This window comes from Halarchaeum acidiphilum MH1-52-1, from assembly GCF_000474235.1.
Classification (GTDB): Archaea; Halobacteriota; Halobacteria; order Halobacteriales; family Halobacteriaceae; genus Halarchaeum; species Halarchaeum acidiphilum.
The window spans coordinates 1-21,160 of the sequence record NZ_BATA01000045.1; the positions used below are offsets into that span (position 1 = coordinate 1).

Consider the following 21,160-nt stretch of genomic DNA (forward strand, 5'->3'; position numbering starts at 1 on the left):
TGGAACGAGCGCTTCCGCACCCGCAACAGCAAGGAGCGGAACCTCAAGCAGGCGCTCGGCGAGATCGAGCGCATGAGCAGCGCCCTCGGTCTCCCGAAGGAGGTCCGAGAGACGGCGTCCGTCATCTATCGTCGCGCGCTCAGCGAGGACCTCCTCCCCGGTCGCTCCATCGAGGGCGTCGCCACCGCCGCCCTCTACGCCGCCGCCCGGCAGATGCAGACGCCGCGCTCGCTCGACGAGGTCGCGACCGTCTCGCGCATCGACGACATGGAGTTCAAGCGGACGTACCGCTACATCGTCCGCGAACTCAACCTCGAAGTCGCCCCCGCGGACCCCGCGAGCTACGTCCCGCGCTTCGTCAGCGAACTCGACCTCAGCGACGAGGTCGAGCGCCGCGCCCGCGAGCTGCTGGACACCGCTGCCGAGCAGGGCGTCACCAGCGGGAAGTCGCCGGTCGGACTCGCCGCCGCGGCCATCTACGCCGCCAGCCTGCTCGCCAATCAGAAGGTCACGCAGAGCGAGGTCAGCGACGTGACGGACGTCAGCGAGGTCACCATCCGCAACCGCTATCAGGAACTCCTCGAAGCCGCGGAGACCGCGAACTGAGGTCTCGACGGCGGTCGCTCTCTCGTTCTACTCCGCTTTCTCCCGTTCTCGCTTTCTCCCGTTTCGACGCCCGCGAGTGGCGACGTCGTCACTCCCGAGCGCGCTCGCCCGCCTCGACGGGGACGCCGACGTGGTTCTCTTCCGGCGGCACGACGCACGCGAACCCCTCGTTGTACGCGCAGAAGGGGCTGTACGCGGTGTTGAAGTCCACGACGACGTCGTCGCCCGTCTCGATCGTCTCGACGTCGAGTTCGAGGTAGCGCCCTCTCTCGTACGTCGCGTCGCCGTTCGTCGGGTCCGTGAACGGGACGAACAGCCCCTCCTGCGAGGGCGCGGCGTACGCCGCCACGACGTGGTGCTCGTCGGCGAGCGTGAAGCCGAGCGTCGCGACGCGCTCGTACGTCCGCGAGGGACCGTCCGTCGTCTCCAGTTCGACCTCCTCGACGTCGTTCGCGGCCTGCATGCGCGCGACGACGCGATAGTCGGGGTCGGGCGCGTAGTAGTCGAGACCGTCGAAGCTCTCGCGTTCGCCGGGCGGGATCGGCGACTGCGGGTGTTCCGCGAGGAACTCGTCCTTCTCCGCGCGGTACTCGGCGACGCGCTCGCGCCACGCGCGCTCGTCGAAGTCGGCTTCGGGCATACCGACCCTTCTCTCCCCGGCGCGGTAAGGCGTGCGGTAGCGGCGCGTTTTTGAGCCGTCCGCGCGACCGGTGAGCCGTGCGCTCGATCTCCGGTGCAGACGGCGGCGGCCAGCTCGTCCGCAGCGCCGGCGCGTTCGCGTGCCTGACCGGCCGCGCCGTCGAGGTGACGGACGTCCGCGGCGCCCGCGAAACGCCCGGCCTGAAGGCCCAGCACGTCGCGGCGTTGGAGGCGCTCGCCGCGATCGCCGACGCGGACCTCGACGGCGCGAGCGTCGGCTCGGAGCGCGTCGCCATCGATCCGGACGCCGTGACCGGTGGCGAGGCACGCGTCGAGATCGACACCGCCGGTAGCCTCTGCCTCGTCTTCGACGCCGTCCTCCCGCTCGCGGCCCGCCTCGACGCGCCCTTCCGACTGACGGCGACGGGCGGTACCGACGTCCGGTGGGCGCCGCCGCTCGACTACCTCCGCGGCGTGAAACTGCCCCTCCTCCGAGAGTACGGTCTCGACGCCTCCCTCTCCTGCGATCGACGCGGCTTCTACCCCGCGGGCGGGGGCGAGGCGACGCTGACGCTCCGGCCGTCCGAACTCGACCCGCTCGCGATCCCGGCGCGCGGCTCCCTCTCCGGCATCGACGTGCGCTCGGTCGCGAGCGGTGCGCTCGCGGACGCGGACGTCGCGGAGCGGCAGGCGGACGCGGCGCGCGAGTCGCTCGGCGAACGGGACGCCCCCGTTGAAGCGTCGGTCACCTACGTCGAGACGACGTCGCCCGGTTCCGTCATAACGCTCGCCGCCGACTACGTTGAGGCGCGCGCCGGCTTCTCCGCGCTCGGAGAGCGCGGCACGCCCGCCGAGGACGTCGCTGAAGAGGCACTCGCGGCCTTCGAGGCGTTCGACGAGTCGGCGGCGAGCGTCGACGCCCACCTCGCCGATCAGCTCCTCCCGTTCGCGGCGCTCGCTGGCGGCGAGTACGTCGCACCTCGGCGGAGCGCCCACCTCGAAACGCACGCGGACCTGCTCTGCGCGTTCGGCTTCGACGTGGCGGTGAGCGTAGAAGAGGGGGGGACCGTGCGGGTTCGCGCCGGCCCTAATCGGTGAGACCGTAGCCGCGCTTGAACATCGCGACGTCGAGGGCGAGGACGACGACGGTGAGGGCGACGAGAACGCCGAGCGCCTCGTTCACGGGGATGTCGGAGACGCCGAGGACGCCGTAGCGGACACCGTTCACCATGTAGACCATCGGGTTGAGGTAGGAGGCGGTGAGCGCGGCGCCGCTCAGCGCGTCGAGGGAGTAGAAGACGCCGCCGAAGAAGACGAGCGGTCGGAGGATGAACTGATTGAGCACGGTGAGGTGGTCGAAGTCCTCGGCGACGAGGCCGCCGATGACGCCGAGTCCCGCGAACAGCGTCGCGATCACGAGGAGGAAGACGACGGCGTACACCGGGTGCGCGAGCGAGTGGACGGGCGTGAAGAACGCGCCGATGAGCGCGATGAGCACGCCGATGATGATGCCGCGGAGCGCCGACGACGCGACGTAACTGAACACCATCGAGCGATAGGAGAGCGGTGACGTGAGCGGTTCGTGGATGTACTCGTTCCACCGGCCGTGGAAGATCGAGAACGACGCGTTCTCGAAGGCGTTGCCGATCGCGCCCAGCACGACGAGACCGGGGAGGATGAACTGGATGTAGGGGACGCCGTCGATCTCGCGGATGCGCGCGCCGAGGATGACGCCGAAGACGGAGAAGTAGAGGACGTTCGTGATGAACGGCGGGAGGAAGGTGTTCCACGGCCGCCGGAGGAAGCGCAGGATCTCGCGCTTCGTGAGCGTCTTCGTCCCCGTCGAGAACACCGAACTCATCGGCTCGCCTCCGCGACGACGCGCCCGTCCGTCTCGTCGCCGTCGTCCGTCTCGCTCTCCCCGCTCGCTCCATCACTGCCCGCCCCGTTCCCGCCGTCGTTCGCGTCGTCCTCGCTTCCGTCGCCGCGGCGCGTCAGGTCGACGAACACCTCCTCGAGGGAGGTGCGCTCGATGTCGATGTCGATCGGGGTGTACCCCTCCGCTTCGAGCTGCCGGAGGACGGCCGGGGCGACCTCGCTCGCGCTCGACGCGCGCACGCGGATCGCGTCGCCGTCGACGCTCACGCTCTCGATGCGCTCGTCGTCGAGGTCGGGGACGGCGTCGGCGTCGAGCGCGCTCTCGCAGTAGACGGTGAGGGTGTCGCTGCCCTTCTCGGTGAGTTCGTCGGGCGTCGCGACCGTCACCTTCCGTCCGGAGTCGATGATCGCGACCTCGTCGCAGAGGCGTTCCGCCTCCTCGATGTAGTGGGTGGTGAGGAGGATCGTCGTCCCCTCGTCGTTGAGGTCGGTGATGACCTCCCAGAGGTCGTGCCGTAGCTCGACGTCGACGCCCGCGGTGGGTTCGTCGAGGATGAGGAGGTCGGGATCGGTGACGAGGGCGCGCGCGAGCATGAAGCGCCGCTTCATACCTCCGGAAAGCCAGTCGAAGCGGACGTCGCGCTTGTCGTAGATGCCGACGCGCTTGAGCGCTTCCGCGGCGCGCTCTTTCGCCTCGGACTCGGGGACGCCGTGATAGCCCGCCTTGTGGACCAGTACCTCCTTGATCGGGAAGAAGCGATCGACGTTGAACTCCTGCGGGGCGAGACCGATGGCGTCGCGCGCCCCCTGATAGTCGTCCTCGACGTCGTTGCCGAAGACGGCCGCCTCGCCGCCGGTCTTGCGGACGAGACCGACGAGGACGTTGATGAACGTCGTCTTCCCCGCGCCGTTCGGTCCGAGGAGACCGAAGAACGACCCCTCGGGGACCGTGAGGTCGAGACCGTCGAGCGCTTGGACGTCGCCGTAATCCTTCTCCAAGCCCTCGACACGTATCGCTGGTGGCATTCGTCCGTGTGGACGGCGGGGACGGGATTAAGACCGGCGGAACCCGCCCGATACCGCCGAGAACCGCGGGAGAGGGTCACACACGGGGGCGGGTGTCCGTCGCTCGTCGCCCCCGCGATCTCGCCGTGCGCGAGCGGATTCGGCGGCTAGTCCGGGACGACGCAACCGCCGACGGGCCGCGGCCGAACGCTGATCGATCGCGAACGCCCAGAATCGCGCCGGCGTCTCGGTTTCGACGTTCCTCGAGCGAGGCGAGTTCGAGATGGCGTGCCGATCGAGAGTGACCGCGCGTCCGTTCTGCGGGACGTCGCGCTCCACTCTTCCGGTCTCACCGAACTCACGGCTCCGCCGTTCGTCCGGCGAGACCTCGCTTCGCTCGTCTCGCCTACCCCGTGTTCTTCATCCCGGCCGCGATCCCCTTCACGGTGAGCCGCAGCGTCCGCTCCGCTTCCTCGGTCCGATGGGTCTGCCTGAGGAGCGACACTTGCAGGGCGTTCAGCGGGTCGACGTAGGGGTTGCGGCGTTCGAGGCTCTCGGCGAGCCAGTCGCGTTCGATCAGGTCGTCGCTCTCGATGATGTCGAGGACGACGCCGCTCGATCGGTCGTACTCGGTCTCGATGGTCGGGAAGACGCGCTCGCGCAGGTCCTCGTCGGCGAGGTCGGCGTACTCGGCGGCGATCTCCATCTCGGTGCGCGCGAGCGCCATCGACGCCCGGTCGACCGTCGTCCGGAAGAACGGCCACTCGGCGTACATCTCGCGCAGCGTCTCGACGTCGCCCCCGTCGTCGAGGTATGCCTCGATCCCGGTGCCGAGACCGAACCACCCGGGGACGATGCATCGCGACTGCGTCCACGAGAAGACCCACGGGATCGCGCGCAGGTCCTCGACGCTGCGCTCCTCGGAGCGACTCGCGGGTCGCGAACCCATGTTGAGTTCCTCGATGACGGTGATGGGCGTCGCCTGCTCGAAGTAGGAGACGAATCCCTCGGTGCCGAGGAGGTCGGCGTACGCCTCGCGGGCCGCGGGCGCCATCGTCTCCATCGCCTCGATCCACTCGGAGTCGATGGTCTCGCCGCGATCGCCGATGTCGTCGCTCTCGCCCCGATCGACCGCATCATAGCGCGCGCGGAGCTGGGCGTTCAGCATCTGTTCGAGGTTCCGCTCCGCGATGTAGGGGTTGCCGTACGTCTCCGCGATGGACTCGCCCTGCTGGGTGAACTTCACCTCGCCGGTGACCGTTTCGGGGGGGAGGGCGAGCAGGGCCTCGTTCATCGGGCCGCCGCCGCGCGAGATCGAGCCGCCGCGCCCGTGGAAGAGCCGGAGGTCGACGCCGAGGTCGTCCGTGATCGCGGCGAGCTTGCGCTGGGCCTCGTTGAGCGCCCAGTTCGCGGCGAGGAAGCCGTTCTCCTTGCTCGAGTCCGAATACCCCAACATCACCTCTTGGACGTTCCCGCGGGCCTCGACGGCCGCACCGTAGGCGTCGTTGTCGAAGAGGGTCTCCATCGTCTCGCGGGCGTTCCCGAGCGCGGACTCGGTTTCGAGGAGCGGAACGACGTCGAGTCCGCAGTGCTCGGGGAGGTCGACGACGCCGGCCTGATCCGCGAAGAAGAGCACTTCGAGGACGTGGCTCGGGCGCTCGGTCATGCTGATGCAGTAGGTGTCGATCGCGGCCTCGCCGTACTCGTCGTGCCAGTCGCCGAGCGCGTCGAAGCGCGAGAGGACGCGGGCGGCGTCGTCGCTCAGGTCGTCGGTGTCCGTGAGGTCGAGGACCGACTCCTCCTGAAGGATGCCCTCCGTGAGGAAGTCGACGCGTTCGTCCTCGTCCATGCTCTCATAACCGACGCCCTCGCGTTCGAGGGCCTCCTCCAGCGCGCCCGTGTGCATCTCCTGATGGTCGCGGAGGTCGAGGCTCGCGAGGTGGAAGCGGAACGTGCGGACCTGCCGTTCGAGCGGGTCGAGGTACTCGTCGGCGATGCGATCCGCGCCGTTCGCGCGCAGGGCGTCCTCGACGACGTCGATGTCCGCGAGGAACTCCTCGGGATCGTCGTAGCCGCCGGGACGGACGTCCGTGATGCGTGCGAGGCGGCGCCACATGACGAGGACCTTCTGCCGAAGCGGCTCGTCCGGGTAGCGTTCGCGCGTCTCGGAGACGAGCGAGGGGACGCGCTCTGCGTCCCGGTCGAGGGAGTCCTCGACCGACGAGAGGTCCATCCGCGAGGAGTCCTGACTGAGGACGCCCGAGATGTCGTCGAGGGTCTCGCGGTAGTTCTCGACGACGAGGTCGCGCTGCCGTTCGAGGGTCTTCGTCGTGACTTCGGGGGTGACGAAGGGGTTACCGTCGCGGTCGCTCCCGGCCCACGAGCGGAAGTCGAGGATCTCGGGGACGGTGGGCGGGTCCTCGTAGCGCTCATCGAGGGCGTCTTCGAGGCGGTCGTACACCGCGGGGACCTGCTCGAAGATGACGTTCGCGAGATACCAGTGGACGTTGCGGGCCTCGTCGAACGGCTCGGGGCGCCGATCGCGGACCTGTTTGGTCGTCCAGAGGCTCTCGACGAGGGCGTCGAGGCGCGCGAGCTTGTTCGCCTGCTCCCGGGCGGTGAGGCGGTGCTGATCGAGTTCCTCGAGGAGGTCGGTGACGCGAACGAGCGTCGCCTTCACCGTCTTCCGACGGGCCTCGGTCGGGTGGGCGGTGAACGTCGGGACGACGCGGACCGCATCGAGGACGGCGGCGACGTCGTCGGCGTCGGCGCCCGGTCCGCGAGAGTCTCGACGGCCGCGGGGAGTCCGTCGGCGAGCGTCCCCTCGTTCTCGCTCTCGCGGAGCGATCGGACGCGCTCGCGCTCCTCGGCGAGGTTGACGAGCTCGAAATAGGTCGTGAACGCGCGGGCGACGGAGGCGTTGACGACTTCGTCGTTCTCCTCGACGATGCGCCGCAGCGCTTCCCGGCTCGCGGCCTCTCCGCGTCGGTAGTCGATGGCCGCGGTGCGGGCGTCCTCGACGGCCTCGAACGCCGCGGTCGAGGCGTGTCGTCCGGCGGCGTCGCCGAGCAGTTCGCCCAGCTCGCGGACGTCCTGTCGCACGCTCCGTCCGTGTAACTCCATGATGTGAACCTCCGCGTCGTAGTCCCTATAAAACACCGGACGATCCGAGTATTGCCACGGATACGAGTAAATAGTGAGGGATAGCGCGCCCGACGTCGGCGGAGACCGTCCCCCGATGCCACAACCTTTTGGGACGTTGCGAACCCCGACGGACGTATGGAACCGTTTCGGCGGGCGTTCGGGCGGCTCAGTCCGGTCGTCCTCGGCGTCGTCGGGCTCGGGACGCTCGCCGTCCCGGTCTACGACGTCTACGCCGCGGTCGTCTCTCACGGCGCGCCGCTGCTCCCGACCCTCGCCGAGAACGCCATCCCCGCGATCTGCGCGCTCTCCCTCCTCGCCACCGCGGGGTGGATCGTCGCCGGATCGTGGCGGCGCGGCGAGGCGAACACCGTCGTCTTCTGGTGTCTCGCCGCCTTCGTCGCCGCGGCCGCCCTCCACGTCTGGCTGTTCGGCGTCCAGCTCGTCACCGAACACCGCGTCCACCCCTACACTACCGCCGCGAACGCCGTCGTCGCCGCGAGCGTCCTCGGCCTGCTCGTCGGCGTCTACGACGCCCGCCGGGGACGCCGACACGAGCGCGTCGCCACCGAGCGCGGGAATCTCTCCTCCCTGTTCGCGAAGACGACGGACTGCGTCGTCCACATCGACTACTGCGAGCGCGGTCCCGTCGTGAAGGCCGCGAACGGCGCGTTCGAGGACACGTTCGGCTACGCGGAGGCCGACGCCGTCGATCGGGTGCTCGACGACCTCATCGTCCCCGAGACGGCGGACGGGACGCGCATCCCCGAGTTCGAGCGCCGCGTCCGGAACGGCGAGCCCTTCGAGACGGAGGTCACCCGCGAGAGCGTCGGCGGCCCCCGCGAGTTCCTCCTCCGGCTCATCCCCCTCGACGCCGACGGCGAGGCCTACGCAGTCTACACGGACATCACCGGCCGCAAGCGCGTCCACGAGGAGATCGCCGACCGAAACCGCGTCGAGTACCTCCACCGGATCGTCTCGGACCTCACCGCCGTCGACGAGATCGACGCCGTCGGTGACGTCGTGATGGACGCGGCGGCGGAGACGCTCGATCACGAGACCGGGTGTTTCGTCGTCGACGGCGAGGTGATCGAGACCCGCGGGACGGGCGACGCGGACGTCCCCGCGTCCGACGCGATCGACGCCGCGCGCGCCGGGGAGACCGCGACGATCACGAACCACGATGGAACGGCGGTCCTCACGATACCCGTGGGGGACCGGGGGGCCATCCAGCTCGGCGCGCCCGACGGCTCCTTCGACGATCGGGATCGGGACGTCGCCGAACTGCTCGGCACGCACGCCGGCGAGACGCTCGCTCGCCTCGACCGCCAGCGCGAGATCCGCGCGGAGCGCGAACGCCTCGAGTTCGTCAACCGGATGCTTCGGCACAACCTCCTGAACGGGATGAACGTCGTCCGCGGTCGTCTCGCCATGCTCGACGGGAACGTCGAGGACGGACTCGACGACCACCTCGACACGGCGTCAGAGCGGGTCGCGGAGATGATCTCGCACGTCGAGACGATGCGCTCGTTCACGAAGGCGGTCGTCGCCGACGGCGCCGATCGCCGTCCGATGCCGCTCGGAGCGGTCCTCGATCGCGAGGCCGAGTGCGTCCGCGACGACTACTCGAACGCGGACGTCACCGTCGAGGGCGACCTCCCGAGCGTCACCGTCGCGGCCGACGACCTGCTCGGCGAGGTGTTCGCGAACGTCCTGACGAACGCCGTCCAGCACAACGACACCGAGAACCCGACGGTGACGGTCACGACGACCGTCGAGGAGACGACGGCGAGCGTGGTCGTCCGCGACGACGGGCCGGGGATCCCGGACGCCGAGAAGACCCGCGTCTTCGAGAAGGGGATGCAGGGCCTCGCGAATCCCGGGGACGGCTTCGGACTCTATTTCGTGAACGAGGTGATCGAGCGCTACGGCGGCGACGTCGACGTCCGCGACAACGGCCCGCGGGGCGCCGTCTTCGAGTTGACGTTCGAGCGCGCCGACGCGTGAAGGCCGGACGCGTCGCGAACGCGTTCGCCCGACTGTTCCCGGAGGCCACAAGACTATACTGCCGGGGCACCATATCGAACCTAACACGACGCCCCCTCCCCCACTCATGTCAACTGACGACTCCGACGCCGACGAGCGCGGCCCGCCGACGGTCCTCGCCGTCGACGACGACGAGGACCTCGCCGACACGTACGCGATCTGGCTCCGCGACGACTACGACGTCCGCACCGCGTACAACGGCGAGAGCGCGCTTGAGGCCATCGACGGGGACGTCGACGTCGTCCTCCTCGACCGACGGATGCCGGATATGTCCGGCGGCGACGTCCTCGAACGCATCCGCGACGCCGGCCACGACGTCCGCGTCTCGATGCTCACCGCCGTCGAACCCGACGTCGACATCGTCGACATGGGCTTCGACGAGTACCTCGTCAAGCCCGTCACCCGGGAGGACGTCATCGACGTCGTCGAGCGCCTGCTCGCGCGCGCCGACTACGACGACGACGTACAGGAGTACTTCGCGGTCTCCGAGAAGGTCGCGACCTTGGAGACCGAACTCTCCCCCGAGGAACGCGGGGAGAGCGAGGAGTACCAGCGGCTCACGGACCGGAAGGCGGACTTGGAGGACGACGTTGATGCGGCGCTGTCGGAGATGGGGGATTTCGAGGACGCGTTCCGCGAGATCGAAGGATAGGGTTAGGCGACGCCGGTCTTCTTGCTCCCGAGTATTGCCCCGCCACTCTCGTTCAGGAGCGGCTTCCCGATCGGTGTGCCTGTCACGTTGTCGACGTACATCAGGTGGCTGTTCGTGTTCAGATAGATGATTTCCAGTGAACCGTCGCCATCGACATCGTAGGCCGTCACGGGCGAATTTGCGACACCCCCGGAGATGATATTCGTGTTAGTTCCGTCCCGTGTGTCGACGAGATCCAGGTTGTTCGACCCGTCAACATGAGGGACACGTGCGACGCCGTCGCCGTTGAAGTCGATCGGCTGTGACGCGCCGATCCCCTGATTCTGTGCGGCTTGCCCGTTCTCGATCTTGTCCGCTTTTCCGCCCTCTGGCTCATAGACATACTGCTCTTGGCTCCCACCGACGAACACGAGTTCGTTCTCTCCATCGCCGTCAACATCGCCGATTCCGCTGGCACCGTTCGCTCCGCCGTTGTTACTGTTGTCAACGACCAGTGTTGGCTCGTGGCCCGGTTGCACACGATAGATGTTAACCTTGTTGTCCCCGGCGTAGAACACGGATGGGCCCGTCCCATTCCAGTACCCGATGGCGAGCAGTGACTTCGGCTGGAAGACGTCGGTCGCGAGCCGCGTCGTTGACCCACTCGCATTAGTGAGATAGAGATTCCCAGCGTCGTCCACGTACGGAACGTCGAGGACATCGTCGCCCGTAAAGTCGTACTCGCGCGGGCCGATGGCCTCAACGTCGGTCTGCGGGAACCGCTGTGGATCGGTTCCGGTCGCGTTCATCACAGAGAGATTCGTGGGAGCGTCGTTGTACCGAAAGACGGTGTCACCCGGCGGCCTAAACACGCCGTATCGCCCGTCCTCGCCGTCCGGACCAGCACCGAACGCGCTCGGCGAAACGTGGACATCCGTCTCGTACGTGACGTCGGGGGCGGCGTACGAGGCGTGCAGCGTCGTCGCGTAGACGGCGGGAACGGCGTACGGCGAGCGATCGGTCGTGTCGTAGTAGTCGTCCGATGTAGTGACGTCCTCTTCCGACCGGTTCGCCACGACGACGTACTTCCCGACTGCTCGCTCGCCGTTCGCCACCGCGACGTCCGTGACGTTTTCGCTCTCGTAGAAGTCGAGCTGGTCTGTATGGCTCCCGTTGACGCTCCCGTTCGCGAAGTCGATCGTCGCTGGGGTCGACACATTGTTGAGCCGGGAGTTCTCGTCCGTGGTGTCGTTGACGATGAGTCCCGATCCGTTGGTATCCGGATAGATCTCGATCGGGGTCATTCCCCCCTCCAGCGTCACGTTGAGGCGGAACGGATGCTCCGCGCTCGCCGCGCTCGCGTTCGTGATCGTCATTCGGAACCCCCGAACGCCGTCCGCGCCGCCGAACAGCGTCCAGTTCCCGTTTCCAGAGGCGTTCGTGAATCGGCGGGGCGCGTCTTGATGGATGCTCGTCCCGTTCTCAACACTCCGCACCGTCGCGTTCACGAGCGTTCCGTGTGCACCGTATTGCCGCGCGAGAAGGTCGGACAGGGTACCGGTACCGTTTCGGACGGTATCCGAGACGTTCCCGTCGTACTCCCGATAGTTCGCCTCCGACACGAGGCCGCGAACGCCGTCCGCGACGGCGTGCTGGTACGCGACGGCCTCGCTCCCGTCGGGTGAGGGTTTCGTCGCGAGGTACTGCGTGAAGACGAGACTGTTGAGGATGAGCGCGAGCGCGACGAGCGCGACGGCGACGCCGATGCCGGCGATGAGGATGAGCTGGCCCCGGTCGTCCGCGCGCGCGCCGTCCATTATCCGTGCCCCCGTTGTCGGTCCGCGGGGAAATACCTTCCCGCCCGCACGCGTCTCGACACCGGAACGTTGACTCCCCATCGCCGCGAGGCGACACGCATGCACGTCGGCGTGCTCGGCGCGGGGGCGATGGGGTCGCTGTTCGCGGGCCGCCTCGCGGCGAGCGGTGCGGAGACGACGCTGCTCGCGCACGCGAGCGCGCACACGGCGGCGATTCGCGACGACGGCCTGCGCCTCGGACGCCCGGACGGGTCGCGCGCGACGGTCGGCGTGGACGTCGTCACCGACCCCGCGTCCGCGCCCGACTGCGATGCGGTGCTCGTCTTCGTGAAGAGCACCGACACCGCGGACGCGATCGAGGAGTGGCGTCCGGTGCTCACTGATGCGACCGTCGCCACGCTCCAGAACGGTCTCGGGAACGCGGCGGCGCTCGTCGCCGCCCTCCCGGAGGATGGGGTGCTCGCGGGGACGACGAGCCACGGCGCGGTCGTCGAGGAGCCGGGCGTCGTCCGCCACGCGGGCACGGGGAACACCCGTCTCGGGCGGTGGGACGGTCCGAACGACGCCCCGGTCGAGCGCCTCGCCGCGACGCTCTCGTCTGCCGGGATCGACACCGCGGTGGTCGCCGATCCGCGGACGGCCGTCTGGCGGAAGGTGCTCGTGAACGTCGGGATCAACGCGGCGACGGCGCTCGCGCGGGTCGAGAACGGCGCACTCGTCGAGCGCGAGTCGGGCGAACGGCTCCTCCGGCGGGCCGTCTCGGAGGCCGCGCGCGTCGCTCGCGCGGAGGGAGTGGCCGTGGGCGATCCCGTGGCGGAGACGCGCCGCGTCGCGGAGCGGACGGCGTCGAACGCCTCCTCGATGCGTCAGGACCTCGAACGCGGGCGGGCGACGGAGGTCGAGGCGCTCCACGGCGCGGTCGTTTCGCGCGCGAGCGAGCAGGACCTCCCCGCGCCGGTGAACCGGACGCTCGCGGATCTCGTGCGCCTCGCCGAGAGTCAGGGTTCGTCCGGGCGCGGACAGCCGTAGGTGTCGCGCACCGTGTCGGCGAGGACGCCGCCCTTCTCGGCGACGAGGTAGACGAGGACGAAGCCGTGCGTCGCGGGGCGGAGGACGAAGACCTCGTTCGGGGCGTCGAAGCCCGATTCGCCGTCGCGGAAGCGATCGAGGAGGGGTTCGAGCGGCGCGGTACCGTCGCGCAGTTCGGCGTAGACGTCGCGCTCGCCCGTCTGCTCGGCGAAGGTGTAGACGGCGCCGTTCGGGTCGCCGCCCTGATCGAACGTCGGGCGGGCGTTGACGCCGCTGTTCTCGCGGCGCGCCTCCTCCCACGCGTCGAGCGCGGCCTCGAAGAGGTTGGCGACGCCGTCGGCGTAGGCGAACAGCGTCCGGTCCGTGACCTCGCACTCCGTGACGCGGGCGGTCCCGTCGTCCCACGCGAGGGTGCCGTCGAATCGGTAGCCGGGGCGCAGGTCCGCCGCGGGGGCGACGTCGAGCGCCTCGCCGTCGTCGAGGTCGACGCAACGCAGGTCCCCATCGGTGGAGCGCGAGCGGACCCGGTACGTCCCCGTCGTCGTCGGTGTCACGTCCGGAGGGAGGCGGTCGAGGTGGAAAAGTCGCGCGTCTCGCGGGTTCAGGCGAGCGCGAGGAGCACCGCGGCGGTGACGCCGATTCCGGCGGCGAGCAGGCCGTAGTTCGCGACGGGGTTCGCGGCGGTCCAGAGCGAGAGCGTGTACTCGCGCGAGGAGACGGGCCAGAGCGGTCGGACGCCCGCGGGCGTGAGGACGTCGCCGGCGAGGTGACCGACGATTCCGAGGACGCCGATGCCGGCGGCGAACGCGACGCGGATCGGGAGTGCGATCGCGTCGGCGGGCAGGAGAGCGCCGATGACGCCGAGGGCGAGACCGGTGAACGCCGCGAACGCGAGCGTGTGCGTGACGCCGCGGTGTCTCACGCCCGGGACGCGCTGGTCGTAGTCGGGGACGGGCGCGAGCGCGAGCATTCCCACGCCCCCGACGAGCGCGAGTTCGCGCGCACCGAGGAGGAGGCAGGCGGCGAGCACGGGCGCGTAGACGATGAGGGAGACGCCGTAGTGGCCGGTTCGATACATGCGTCGCGTCGATGCACGGCGGGCGCGGGGAAAAGACCACTCCCGTTCCCCGTTCCCGTCTCCGCGTCCGCCCTCGCTCTCGCCGCCTCAGTCGGCCGTGGCGAGGCGGCCGGCGACGACCGCGCAGCCGACGCCGACGGCGATGCAGACCGCGAGGAGGTCCCACCCCGTCGCGTAGCCGGCGGTGTCCGCGAGGTAGCCGAAGACCGGCGGGACGACGAGACCGCCGAGGTTGATGGTCGTCTGTCCGGCCGCGGTCGCCGCGCCCGACTCGCCCTCGCCCGCGAGCGCGACGAGCGCGCCGTGATACAGGCCGGTGACGCCGAGGAGACCGACGCCGAGGATCGCGAAGCCGACGGCGGCGCTCGGCATCGCGAGGAAGGGGATCGCGGCCATCGCGACCGCGCCGAGGCCGGACTGGCCGCTGAAGACGCGGATGGAGGCGGTGGCGGCCGTCCCGCGGACGCGGTCGGCGAGCGCGCCCGCGCCGATGCGGCCCGCGCTCCCGGTGAGCTGAGTGACGCCGAGCACGACGCTCGCGACGGCGGCCGTCGCGGTCGTGTCCGCCTCCAGATAGGGGACGGCGTACCCCGTCGTGGTGTAAATCGCGGCGCCGACGAAGAAGCCGCCCGCGGCGAGCGCCATGAGCGGGCGGTTCCCCCAGAGCGCGCCGACGTCGGGGAACGACACGTCGCCGGCGCCGCCCGCGCCTCGTAGGCGAGGAGGAAGCCGACGCCGACGACGGCCGCGGCGGCCGCGGCGACGAGGAAGCCGAGCTGCCAGCCGAGGGCGTACGCGGCGAGGCCGGCGACGACGAACGCGGCGAGCGCGGAGCCGAGGGTGACGCCGACCTGCTTGATCCCGACGGCGAGGTTGTACGACCCGCGGGGGGCGCGCTCGGCGACCGCGATGTTCGTCGACGGCATCGCGGTCGAGTACGCCGCGCCGAGGACGAAGACGGCGACGAGCAGCGTCGGATAGCTGTTCGCGAGGGAGACACCGAACGCGCCGACGGCGAGACCGGCGAGCCCGACGACCATCGCCGGCCGGTCGCCGTAGGCGTCGACGAACGCGCCCGCGGGGAAGAGGAAGATCGTGTAGCCGAGCGTGAGCGTCGTGATGACGAGCCCGACCTTGACGCCGGAGAGACCGAAGCTCGACTGGAAGGCGTCCGTCGCGGGGAAGGCCGAGTAGTAACAGAGGCTCGCGACGACCTGCCAGAGCGCGACGACGAGGACGCCGCGCCAACTGCCGTCCTCGCTCACTGGCGGGCGGAACAGACGACGGCGATGCCGGCGACGAACGCGAGGACGTACGCGGGGTGGGCGCTCGCGTAGCCGCCGAGACCGCCGGCCGCGAGCGAGAGGTGTCCGGTCTCCAGATCGGCGAGCGCGGACGCGCCGCCGCCGATCGTCGCCCACGCGGCGAAGTGCAGGAGGCCGACACAACCGAGGACGCCGCCGAGGAACTCCCGCGAGCGGGAGCCGGCCGCGTCGAAGAACCGGGAACCGAGACTGGAACTCATTACCGGGGGTCCGGCTGGGGGGAGCAAAAGCGTGGTGGGACGCGCGCGAGCGGCCGCCCGGCGGGGGTTCGCGCGCCGGTCGTTTCTTGTCCGCGCCGGCCGAAACGCCGCGTATGCGATCGCCCTACGACCGCCGGACGCGCGACGCCCAGACCCGCCTCCGCGAGCGCGGCGCGACGGCGCTCGCGCTCACGCCCGGCTCGAACACCGCCTACCTCGTCGGCTACGCCGGGGACGCCGGCGAGCGACACGCCTTCCTGTTCGTCCCCGCGCGGGGCGACCCGATCCTCGTCGTCCCCGAACTCGACGGCGCGCGGGCCCGCGACGACGCGGCCGTCGCGGACGTGCGGACGTGGGGGGACGCGGACGATCCCCGCTCCGTCGTCGCGTCCGCCCTCGGCGACTGCGGTATCGAGTCCGGCGCGGCGCTGCTCGATCCCGCGATGGACGCCCGCTTCGTCCTCGATCTCGACGACCTCCTCCCGGACTGCGACTTCGGTCTCGCTGACGACGTGCTCGGCCCCCTTCGCGTCCGGAAGGACGACGCCGAACTCGACGCCCTCCGGCGTGCCGGCCGCGCGGCCGATCGGGCGATGCGCGACGTCCGCGAGATGGGTCGCGACGCCGTCGGAATGACCGAGCGTGAACTCGCGCGCCGCGTCGAGGATCGCCTCGCCGCCCACGGCGGAGACGGGACGTCGTTCCCCACGATCGTCGCGTCCGGCCCGAACGCCGCGAACCCGCACCACGAACCCGGCGATCGGGAGATCGAGGCGGGCGAGCCGGTCACGCTCGATTTCGGGACGCGTATCGGAGGGTATCCGAGCGACCAGACGCGGACGGTCGTCTTCGACGGCGAGGCGCCCGCGGGCTACGCCGAGGCGCACGAGGCCGTCGTGGACGCCCAGCGCGCGGCCGTCGAGACCGTCGAACCCGGCGTGCCCGCGGGGGAGATCGACGCGGCCGCGCGCGACGTCGTCGACGCCGCGGGCTACGGCGACGCGTTCGTCCACCGGACCGGTCACGGCGTCGGACTCGACGTCCACGAGGCGCCCTACATCGTCGCCGGGAACGACGAGCCGTTGGAGGAGGGCATGGTCTTCAGCGTGGAACCCGGGATCTACGTCGAGGGGGAGTGGGGCGTCCGCGTCGAGGATCTCGTCGCCGTCACCGAGTCGGGGTGCGAGCGGTTGAACGACACGCCGCGCGGGTGGCGAATCTGACCGCCGACGGCCGGCTTTTGATCCCCCGTCGCGCAAACGGGGTATGGCGACGGTCTCCGAGACGTTCATCGAGAACCGCAATCGCGTCCAGCCGAACCACGCGAACAACTACGACGCCGTCCACGGCGGGAACGTGATGAAGTGGATGGACGAGGTGGGCGCGATGAGCGCGATGCGCCACGCGGGCGAGTCGTGTCTGACCGCGAGCATCGATCGGATGAACTTCATCCGGCCGGTCGCGGTCGGCGACGTCGTCGTCATCCGCTCGTACGTCTACGAGGTCGGTTCGACGAGCCTGAAGGTCCGCTTGCAGGCGTTCGGCGAGGACCCCCGTACCGGCGAGCGCGAGAAGACCACGGAGTCGTACTTCGTCTACGTCGCGGTCGACGAGGAGAACCGCCCGACGGACGTGCCGGCGCTCGACGTCGAGACGGAGCGCGACGAGGAACTCCGCGCGGCGGCGTTGAAACACGAAGACGGTCGGTGAGCAACGGGATCGCGAAGAGGCGAGCGACGTGAGCCGCGAGCAACGCGACGACTGGACGGAGTCGCGAAGAGGCGAGCGACGCGCCGCCGGTCGCGCGGGGTTTTTCCCGGGGCGGCCCCCTCTCCCGGATATGGTTCCACCGCTCGCGGTCGACATCGACGGCACGCTGACGGACGGGGCGGGTGCGATCGACCCGCAGATCTTCGACGTCTTGCAGGCGTGGGCGTCGCCGGTGGTCGTCGCCACCGGGAAGGCCTTCCCCTACCCCGTGGCGCTCGCGCACTTCCTCGCGATCGAACGCGCGGTGATCGCGGAGAACGGCGGTGTCTCGCTCGTCGGCGACGACCTCGTCGTCCACGGCGATCGCGCGGGCGCCCAGCGCGTCGCGGACGCCTATCGCGACGAGGGGTACGACCTCGGGTGGGGCGGCGTCGATCTGACGAACCGCTGGCGCGAGACGGAGGTCGCGGTGAGTCGCGACCGGCCGGTCGATCCCCTCCGACGCCTCGCGGAGGCAGAAGGACTCGAAGTCGTCGACACGGGGTACGCCTACCACGTGAAGGACACGGACATCAGCAAGGGTCGGGCGCTCCGGAGCGTCGCCGAGCGCCTCGGCTACGACGTGACGGATTTCGCGGCGATCGGCGACTCGAAGAACGACGCGCACATGTTCGAGGAGGTGGGGACGAGCTACGCGGTGGCGAACGCGGACGAGCACGCGCTCGCCGCGGCCGATCACGTGACCGACGCGTCGTACGCGGACGGGTTCGTCGAGGCCGCGGAAGCCGTCATCGAGCGGGCCGAGTGAGATGGAGGACATCGGGGACGCGCTCGCGGCCGAGGCGGACGTCTCGGTGACGTGCCTGCCGGACGGGAGCGTGGATCGGCGCTACGCGGTCGAGGACGCCGCGGGCGACGTGGAGTCACGACGGAGCCTCGGGCGGCGCATCGCCACCGGACACGCGAAGTCCTTCCTCGTCGATCACGAGGACACGGAACCCGGCGGGCAGTCGGTGAACGCCGCGAGACAGGCGCACGCGCTCGGTGCGATGACGACGCTCTACGGTCACCTCGATCACGAGGTCTTCGACGGGCTCCCGTTCGCGACGCGCTCGATGGGCCGACCGGCGGACGTCGCGGTGCTCGAGTTCGACGACGACGCGGTGATGTTCACGGAGGAGTCGCCGGACATCGCCGAGTGGGGACTCGCCGATCTCGACGCCGCGGCGGGCGACGCCGACCCGTTCGATGCCGACGCGCTCGTGTGGACGAACTGGGCGTCGGTGCGGGAGGGGACGGCGGCGGTACGGGCGTTCGCGGGCGGTGCGGCGCGGGCGGGTGCCGGCGGCGGGAGCGGCCGAAACGGCGCGGACGGCGAGCGTGGCGCGAACGGCGGACGTGATGGGAACAGCAAGCGTGACGCGAACGGCGGGCGTGATGCGGCGAACGGGACCGACGAGAGCGGGGGGTGGCTGGTCGTCGATCCCGGTGACGTGACGGTTCGCGATCGGGACGCCGTCGGCCCGTTCCTCGACGCCCTCGCCGGGATCGACGGCCGCGACGTGGCGCTGAGCGTCAACGACGACGAACTCGCGTTCCTCGCGGCGGCGGTGGCGGACGACGCGTCCGCGAACGGCGGTGACATGTCTGTGAGCGATGAAAACACGGCCGGGACGGATGACGATTCGCCCACGAACGGCGATCGCGCGTCAGCGAGCGATGACGTGTCGGCTCAACTCGCGCGGGTCCGCGAGCGTGCGTCGCTCGACCTCGCGGTGTTCCACGGCGCGCGTGCGGCCGTCGCGCGGGACGGAACGGGGACGACGCGGTGTCCGAACGTCGCGGTCGAGGCGCGGCGTTACACGGGCGGTGGCGATCGCTTCAGCGCGGGACTGGCGTACGCGCTCGCGGCCGAGTGGGCGCTGGACGACGCCCTGACGCTCGCGAACGCCTGTGCGTCCTTCTACGTCTCGCACGCCGAGACGGCGGGACCGGACCGGCTCGCGGCGTGGCTCGCCACGCGCGCGGGCGACTCGTGAGGCCGACACACCCCGCTCTTTTTGCGTCCGTATCGAGAACGGGAAACGCCGTGACATTCCCCCCGAACCGATCCCCGACGGACGACGCGCAGCCACCCCCCGGCGGACCGCCGGACGCCGTCCTGCTCGTCGGCCGCGACGCCGACTTCCACGAACGGACGTGCCGCTCGCTCGCCATCGACGCCGACTATCGGATGCGGGCGCTGTTCGACGAGTCGCCGCTCGCCGACGTCGACGGCTGGTACGAGGACGGCGTCTTCGCCGGGATGACGCCGTCACAGCTCGGGATCGCCGTCTCCGACGCCACGGCGACGCTCGCGACGCTGGACGAGGCCCCCGACCACCACGTCTGTCTGGACGCGGTGCCGCCGCTCGACGGCGAGGGCGACGAGCGGGCGTTCTTCCGCTTCCTCCACGTGTTCCTCTCGCACGCGTCGAACGACGACGGACGCTGTCACGTCCACCTCGACGAGCGAGGCGTCGCGCGAACCGTCGCGCCGCTGTTCGACCGGGTCGTGGACGTGCGCGACACCGATTCGCACTAGCGCTCACCCGTCACGAGTCCCGCTCGCGCTCTCGAATCGCGTCCGCGTCGAACGCCCGGTCGCACGCGCGACACCGATAGGTGCCGAGTCCGCGTTTCTCGACGGCGTCGGCGCGCCCGCAGTTCGGACAGGGGATGTCGACGACGATCACGGGCGCGGAGAGGCGTCCCGCGACGAAGAAGGGTTCGGCGTCAGAACGACGGGATGAGCGAGCGCACGAAGCCGACGATGCCGCCCGGCCCGGACTGGCGCGCGTCCTCGAAGACCGGATGGAGGGCGTTCAGGAGTTCGCGGCGCGACTCGTAGCGGCGCTGATCCGTCCGTTCGAGGGCCGTCGAGAGCGAGAGCGTGCGCCCACCCGTGTCGATCGGGACGTCCGGGTCGCCGGTCGCGTCGATCACCGTCTGCCGATCGACCGGGTACGTGAGGTCCGCGGCCGTGAGGAACTCCTCGACGGCCGCGATGCCGAACGTCACGACCGTCGGTTCGTCGTCGGTGTCGTCGTTCGCGGGCGGACGGGCAGCCATATGGGATCCGGACGGACGCTACCGCCGAAAGGGCTACGGTGTCCGTGCGACGCTCGCACCTACGGCGCGTCCGGGAACGCGCGATCGTGGAGCGACGCGGTGACCCGATCGGCGAGCGTCCGGAGGTTCTCCGCGTCGTAGCGGTTGTACTCGACGAGGCGGTCGAGTGCGGCCTCGTCGTTCTCCCGCTCGTAGCGGCGCCAGAGGCGGACGGCCTCGCGTCCGTCGACGTCCTCGACGCCCGATCGACCCACGTCGAGTTCGCCCTCGATGGCCTTCAGCCCGCCCGTGAGGTCGAGACGCCGACAGGGGTACATGAGGTCGAGATGCGGCGTGGTGACGTCGAGGTCGAAGCTGGACGCCAAGAACGGCGCGTCGAAGCGCTTGCCGTTGAAGGAGACGAGGAGGTCGGCGGCGTCGAGTTCCGCGCGAAGGGACGCGGCCGTGAGATCGTGTCCGCGGACGAGCGTCGTCGTCTCGCCGCCGCGATGGAAGCTCACCGTCGTCACGTCGTTCGTCGCGGCGTCGAGACCGGTCGTTTCGATGTCGAAGAAACAGGCGTTCTCGGCGAAGTTCTCGTACGCCCGCCAGAGTTCGCCGCTCGGGAGCGTCTCCGCGAAGAAGTCGGCGTCGCCCGCGGCCAGTCGCTCGCGGGCGTCCGCGATATAGGTCGAGACCGCGCGGCCGGTCTTCTCGCCGAGGTGGTCGGGGTCGAAGTCGTCCCAGTGGCGGATGCCGTCCGCCCAGAGCGAGCGCTCGGTGCGCTCGCCGACGCCGTCCGCCGCGATGAAGGAGTTCTCGACGCGCATACCGTCTCGTGGGTGTGGACGCGTATGAACGCTACGCCGTCGGCGTCTCGACGGTGCACGAGCCGGCGCGGACGGACCGGTGGCGGACGGACCGGTGGCGGACGGATCGATGGCGGATGGACCGGCGCGGACGGA

20 protein-coding genes and 2 pseudogenes are annotated in these 21,160 nt (G+C 70.2%); 10 read left to right on the forward strand and 12 right to left on the reverse strand.

What is annotated here, in order from left to right:
- The coding region (locus tag AOZ13_RS08865; protein WP_148294579.1) for a transcription initiation factor IIB at positions 1–606 on the forward strand (606 nt) is incomplete at its 5' end.
- Between the two features lie 88 nt (positions 607–694).
- Here AOZ13_RS08865 and AOZ13_RS08870 read toward each other — a convergent pair.
- Positions 695–1,246, reverse strand: coding sequence for a DUF1684 domain-containing protein (locus AOZ13_RS08870; RefSeq protein ID WP_021780378.1), 552 nt, complete (start codon positions 1,244–1,246; stop codon positions 695–697).
- Between the two features lie 77 nt (positions 1,247–1,323).
- On the opposite strand from AOZ13_RS08870, the gene rtcA reads away from it, so the two are divergent.
- Positions 1,324–2,343: an RNA 3'-terminal phosphate cyclase gene (gene rtcA, locus AOZ13_RS08875; RefSeq protein WP_021780379.1), complete on the forward strand. Its 1,020-nt coding sequence runs from the start codon at positions 1,324–1,326 to the stop codon at positions 2,341–2,343.
- On the opposite strand, the gene AOZ13_RS08880 is transcribed toward rtcA, so the two are convergent.
- The 3 genes and pseudogenes from AOZ13_RS08880 to ppc form a co-directional block, all read right to left on the reverse strand.
- Positions 2,333–3,106, reverse strand: coding sequence for an ABC transporter permease (locus AOZ13_RS08880; protein WP_020221045.1), 774 nt, complete (start codon positions 3,104–3,106; stop codon positions 2,333–2,335). The genes rtcA and AOZ13_RS08880 overlap by 11 nt on opposite strands.
- Positions 3,103–4,149, reverse strand: coding sequence for an ABC transporter ATP-binding protein (locus AOZ13_RS08885; RefSeq protein WP_021780380.1), 1,047 nt, complete (start codon positions 4,147–4,149; stop codon positions 3,103–3,105). The genes AOZ13_RS08880 and AOZ13_RS08885 overlap by 4 nt, the downstream gene beginning before the upstream one ends.
- A gap of 385 nt (positions 4,150–4,534) precedes the next feature.
- Positions 4,535–7,251 (reverse strand): annotated as a pseudogene (gene ppc / locus AOZ13_RS08890) (phosphoenolpyruvate carboxylase).
- Between the two features lie 156 nt (positions 7,252–7,407).
- Between ppc and AOZ13_RS08895 the strand changes: the two are divergent.
- Together AOZ13_RS08895 and AOZ13_RS08900 are read left to right on the forward strand one after the other, a co-directional pair.
- On the forward strand, positions 7,408–9,276 hold the full coding sequence (locus AOZ13_RS08895) for a sensor histidine kinase (protein ID WP_021780382.1): 1,869 nt from the start codon (positions 7,408–7,410) through the stop codon (positions 9,274–9,276).
- Positions 9,277–9,382: 106 nt separating this feature from the next.
- Entirely contained in the window at positions 9,383–9,967 is a 585-nt protein-coding gene (locus AOZ13_RS08900) for a HalX domain-containing protein (RefSeq protein WP_020221049.1), read from the forward strand.
- Positions 9,968–9,969: 2 nt separating this feature from the next.
- Here AOZ13_RS08900 and AOZ13_RS08905 read toward each other — a convergent pair whose 3' ends face one another.
- Positions 9,970–11,763, reverse strand: coding sequence for a DUF7261 family protein (locus AOZ13_RS08905; protein ID WP_021780383.1), 1,794 nt, complete (start codon positions 11,761–11,763; stop codon positions 9,970–9,972).
- A 99-nt stretch (positions 11,764–11,862) separates the two neighbouring features.
- Here AOZ13_RS08905 and AOZ13_RS08910 point away from each other — a divergent pair, with 99 nt between their 5' ends.
- Positions 11,863–12,792: a ketopantoate reductase family protein gene (locus tag AOZ13_RS08910; RefSeq protein ID WP_021780384.1), complete on the forward strand. Its 930-nt coding sequence runs from the start codon at positions 11,863–11,865 to the stop codon at positions 12,790–12,792.
- Here the strand turns inward: AOZ13_RS08910 and AOZ13_RS08915 are convergent.
- From AOZ13_RS08915 to AOZ13_RS13990, 4 genes and pseudogenes are all read right to left on the reverse strand, one after another.
- Positions 12,762–13,346 carry a DUF6663 family protein gene (locus AOZ13_RS08915; RefSeq protein WP_020222843.1) on the reverse strand — a complete coding sequence of 195 codons (585 nt, stop codon included), beginning with the start codon at positions 13,344–13,346 and terminating at the stop codon, positions 12,762–12,764. The genes AOZ13_RS08910 and AOZ13_RS08915 overlap by 31 nt on opposite strands.
- A 47-nt stretch (positions 13,347–13,393) precedes the next feature.
- Positions 13,394–13,870, reverse strand: a complete 477-nt coding sequence (locus tag AOZ13_RS08920) for a metal-dependent hydrolase (protein WP_020222842.1) — start codon at positions 13,868–13,870, stop codon at positions 13,394–13,396.
- An 87-nt stretch (positions 13,871–13,957) separates the two neighbouring features.
- Positions 13,958–15,135, reverse strand: a pseudogene (locus AOZ13_RS15730) (MFS transporter).
- Entirely contained in the window at positions 15,132–15,395 is a 264-nt protein-coding gene (locus tag AOZ13_RS13990; protein ID WP_020222932.1) for a serine protease family protein, read from the reverse strand. Before AOZ13_RS13990 ends, AOZ13_RS15730 begins: the two are co-directional and overlap by 4 nt.
- Before the next feature lie 113 nt (positions 15,396–15,508).
- On the opposite strand from AOZ13_RS13990, the gene AOZ13_RS08935 reads away from it, so the two are divergent.
- The 5 genes from AOZ13_RS08935 to AOZ13_RS08955 all read left to right on the forward strand — a co-directional run bounded on the left by AOZ13_RS08935 (position 15,509) and on the right by AOZ13_RS08955 (position 19,689).
- Positions 15,509–16,618 carry a M24 family metallopeptidase gene (locus AOZ13_RS08935; RefSeq protein WP_021780386.1) on the forward strand — a complete coding sequence of 370 codons (1,110 nt, stop codon included), beginning with the start codon at positions 15,509–15,511 and terminating at the stop codon, positions 16,616–16,618.
- Positions 16,619–16,661: 43 nt separating this feature from the next.
- Entirely contained in the window at positions 16,662–17,105 is a 444-nt protein-coding gene (locus tag AOZ13_RS08940; protein WP_020222806.1) for an acyl-CoA thioesterase, read from the forward strand.
- 130 nt (positions 17,106–17,235) lie between these two features.
- The gene (locus AOZ13_RS08945; protein ID WP_020222805.1) at positions 17,236–17,913 is read left to right on the forward strand and encodes a phosphoglycolate phosphatase; all 678 of its coding nucleotides are present in this window, start codon (positions 17,236–17,238) and stop codon (positions 17,911–17,913) included.
- 1 nt (position 17,914) lies between these two features.
- Positions 17,915–19,144 carry a PfkB family carbohydrate kinase gene (locus AOZ13_RS15295; RefSeq protein WP_021780388.1) on the forward strand — a complete coding sequence of 410 codons (1,230 nt, stop codon included), beginning with the start codon at positions 17,915–17,917 and terminating at the stop codon, positions 19,142–19,144.
- Between the two features lie 50 nt (positions 19,145–19,194).
- Complete coding sequence (locus AOZ13_RS08955) at positions 19,195–19,689, forward strand: DUF7504 family protein (protein ID WP_020222574.1); 495 nt, start codon at positions 19,195–19,197, stop codon at positions 19,687–19,689.
- A 10-nt stretch (positions 19,690–19,699) separates the two neighbouring features.
- Here AOZ13_RS08955 and AOZ13_RS14215 read toward each other — a convergent pair whose 3' ends face one another.
- From AOZ13_RS14215 to AOZ13_RS08965, 3 genes are read right to left on the reverse strand one after another with little or no spacing between them, the layout of a single operon-like run.
- Positions 19,700–19,840: a hypothetical protein gene (locus tag AOZ13_RS14215; RefSeq protein ID WP_020222573.1), complete on the reverse strand. Its 141-nt coding sequence runs from the start codon at positions 19,838–19,840 to the stop codon at positions 19,700–19,702.
- 40 nt (positions 19,841–19,880) lie between these two features.
- The gene (locus tag AOZ13_RS08960; RefSeq protein ID WP_020222572.1) at positions 19,881–20,216 is read right to left on the reverse strand and encodes a DUF5789 family protein; all 336 of its coding nucleotides are present in this window, start codon (positions 20,214–20,216) and stop codon (positions 19,881–19,883) included.
- A gap of 59 nt (positions 20,217–20,275) precedes the next feature.
- A complete protein-coding gene (locus tag AOZ13_RS08965) occupies positions 20,276–21,025 on the reverse strand; it encodes a ribonuclease H-like domain-containing protein (protein ID WP_020222571.1) in 750 nt (249 codons plus the stop codon).
- Between the last annotated feature and the right edge of the window lie 135 nt (positions 21,026–21,160).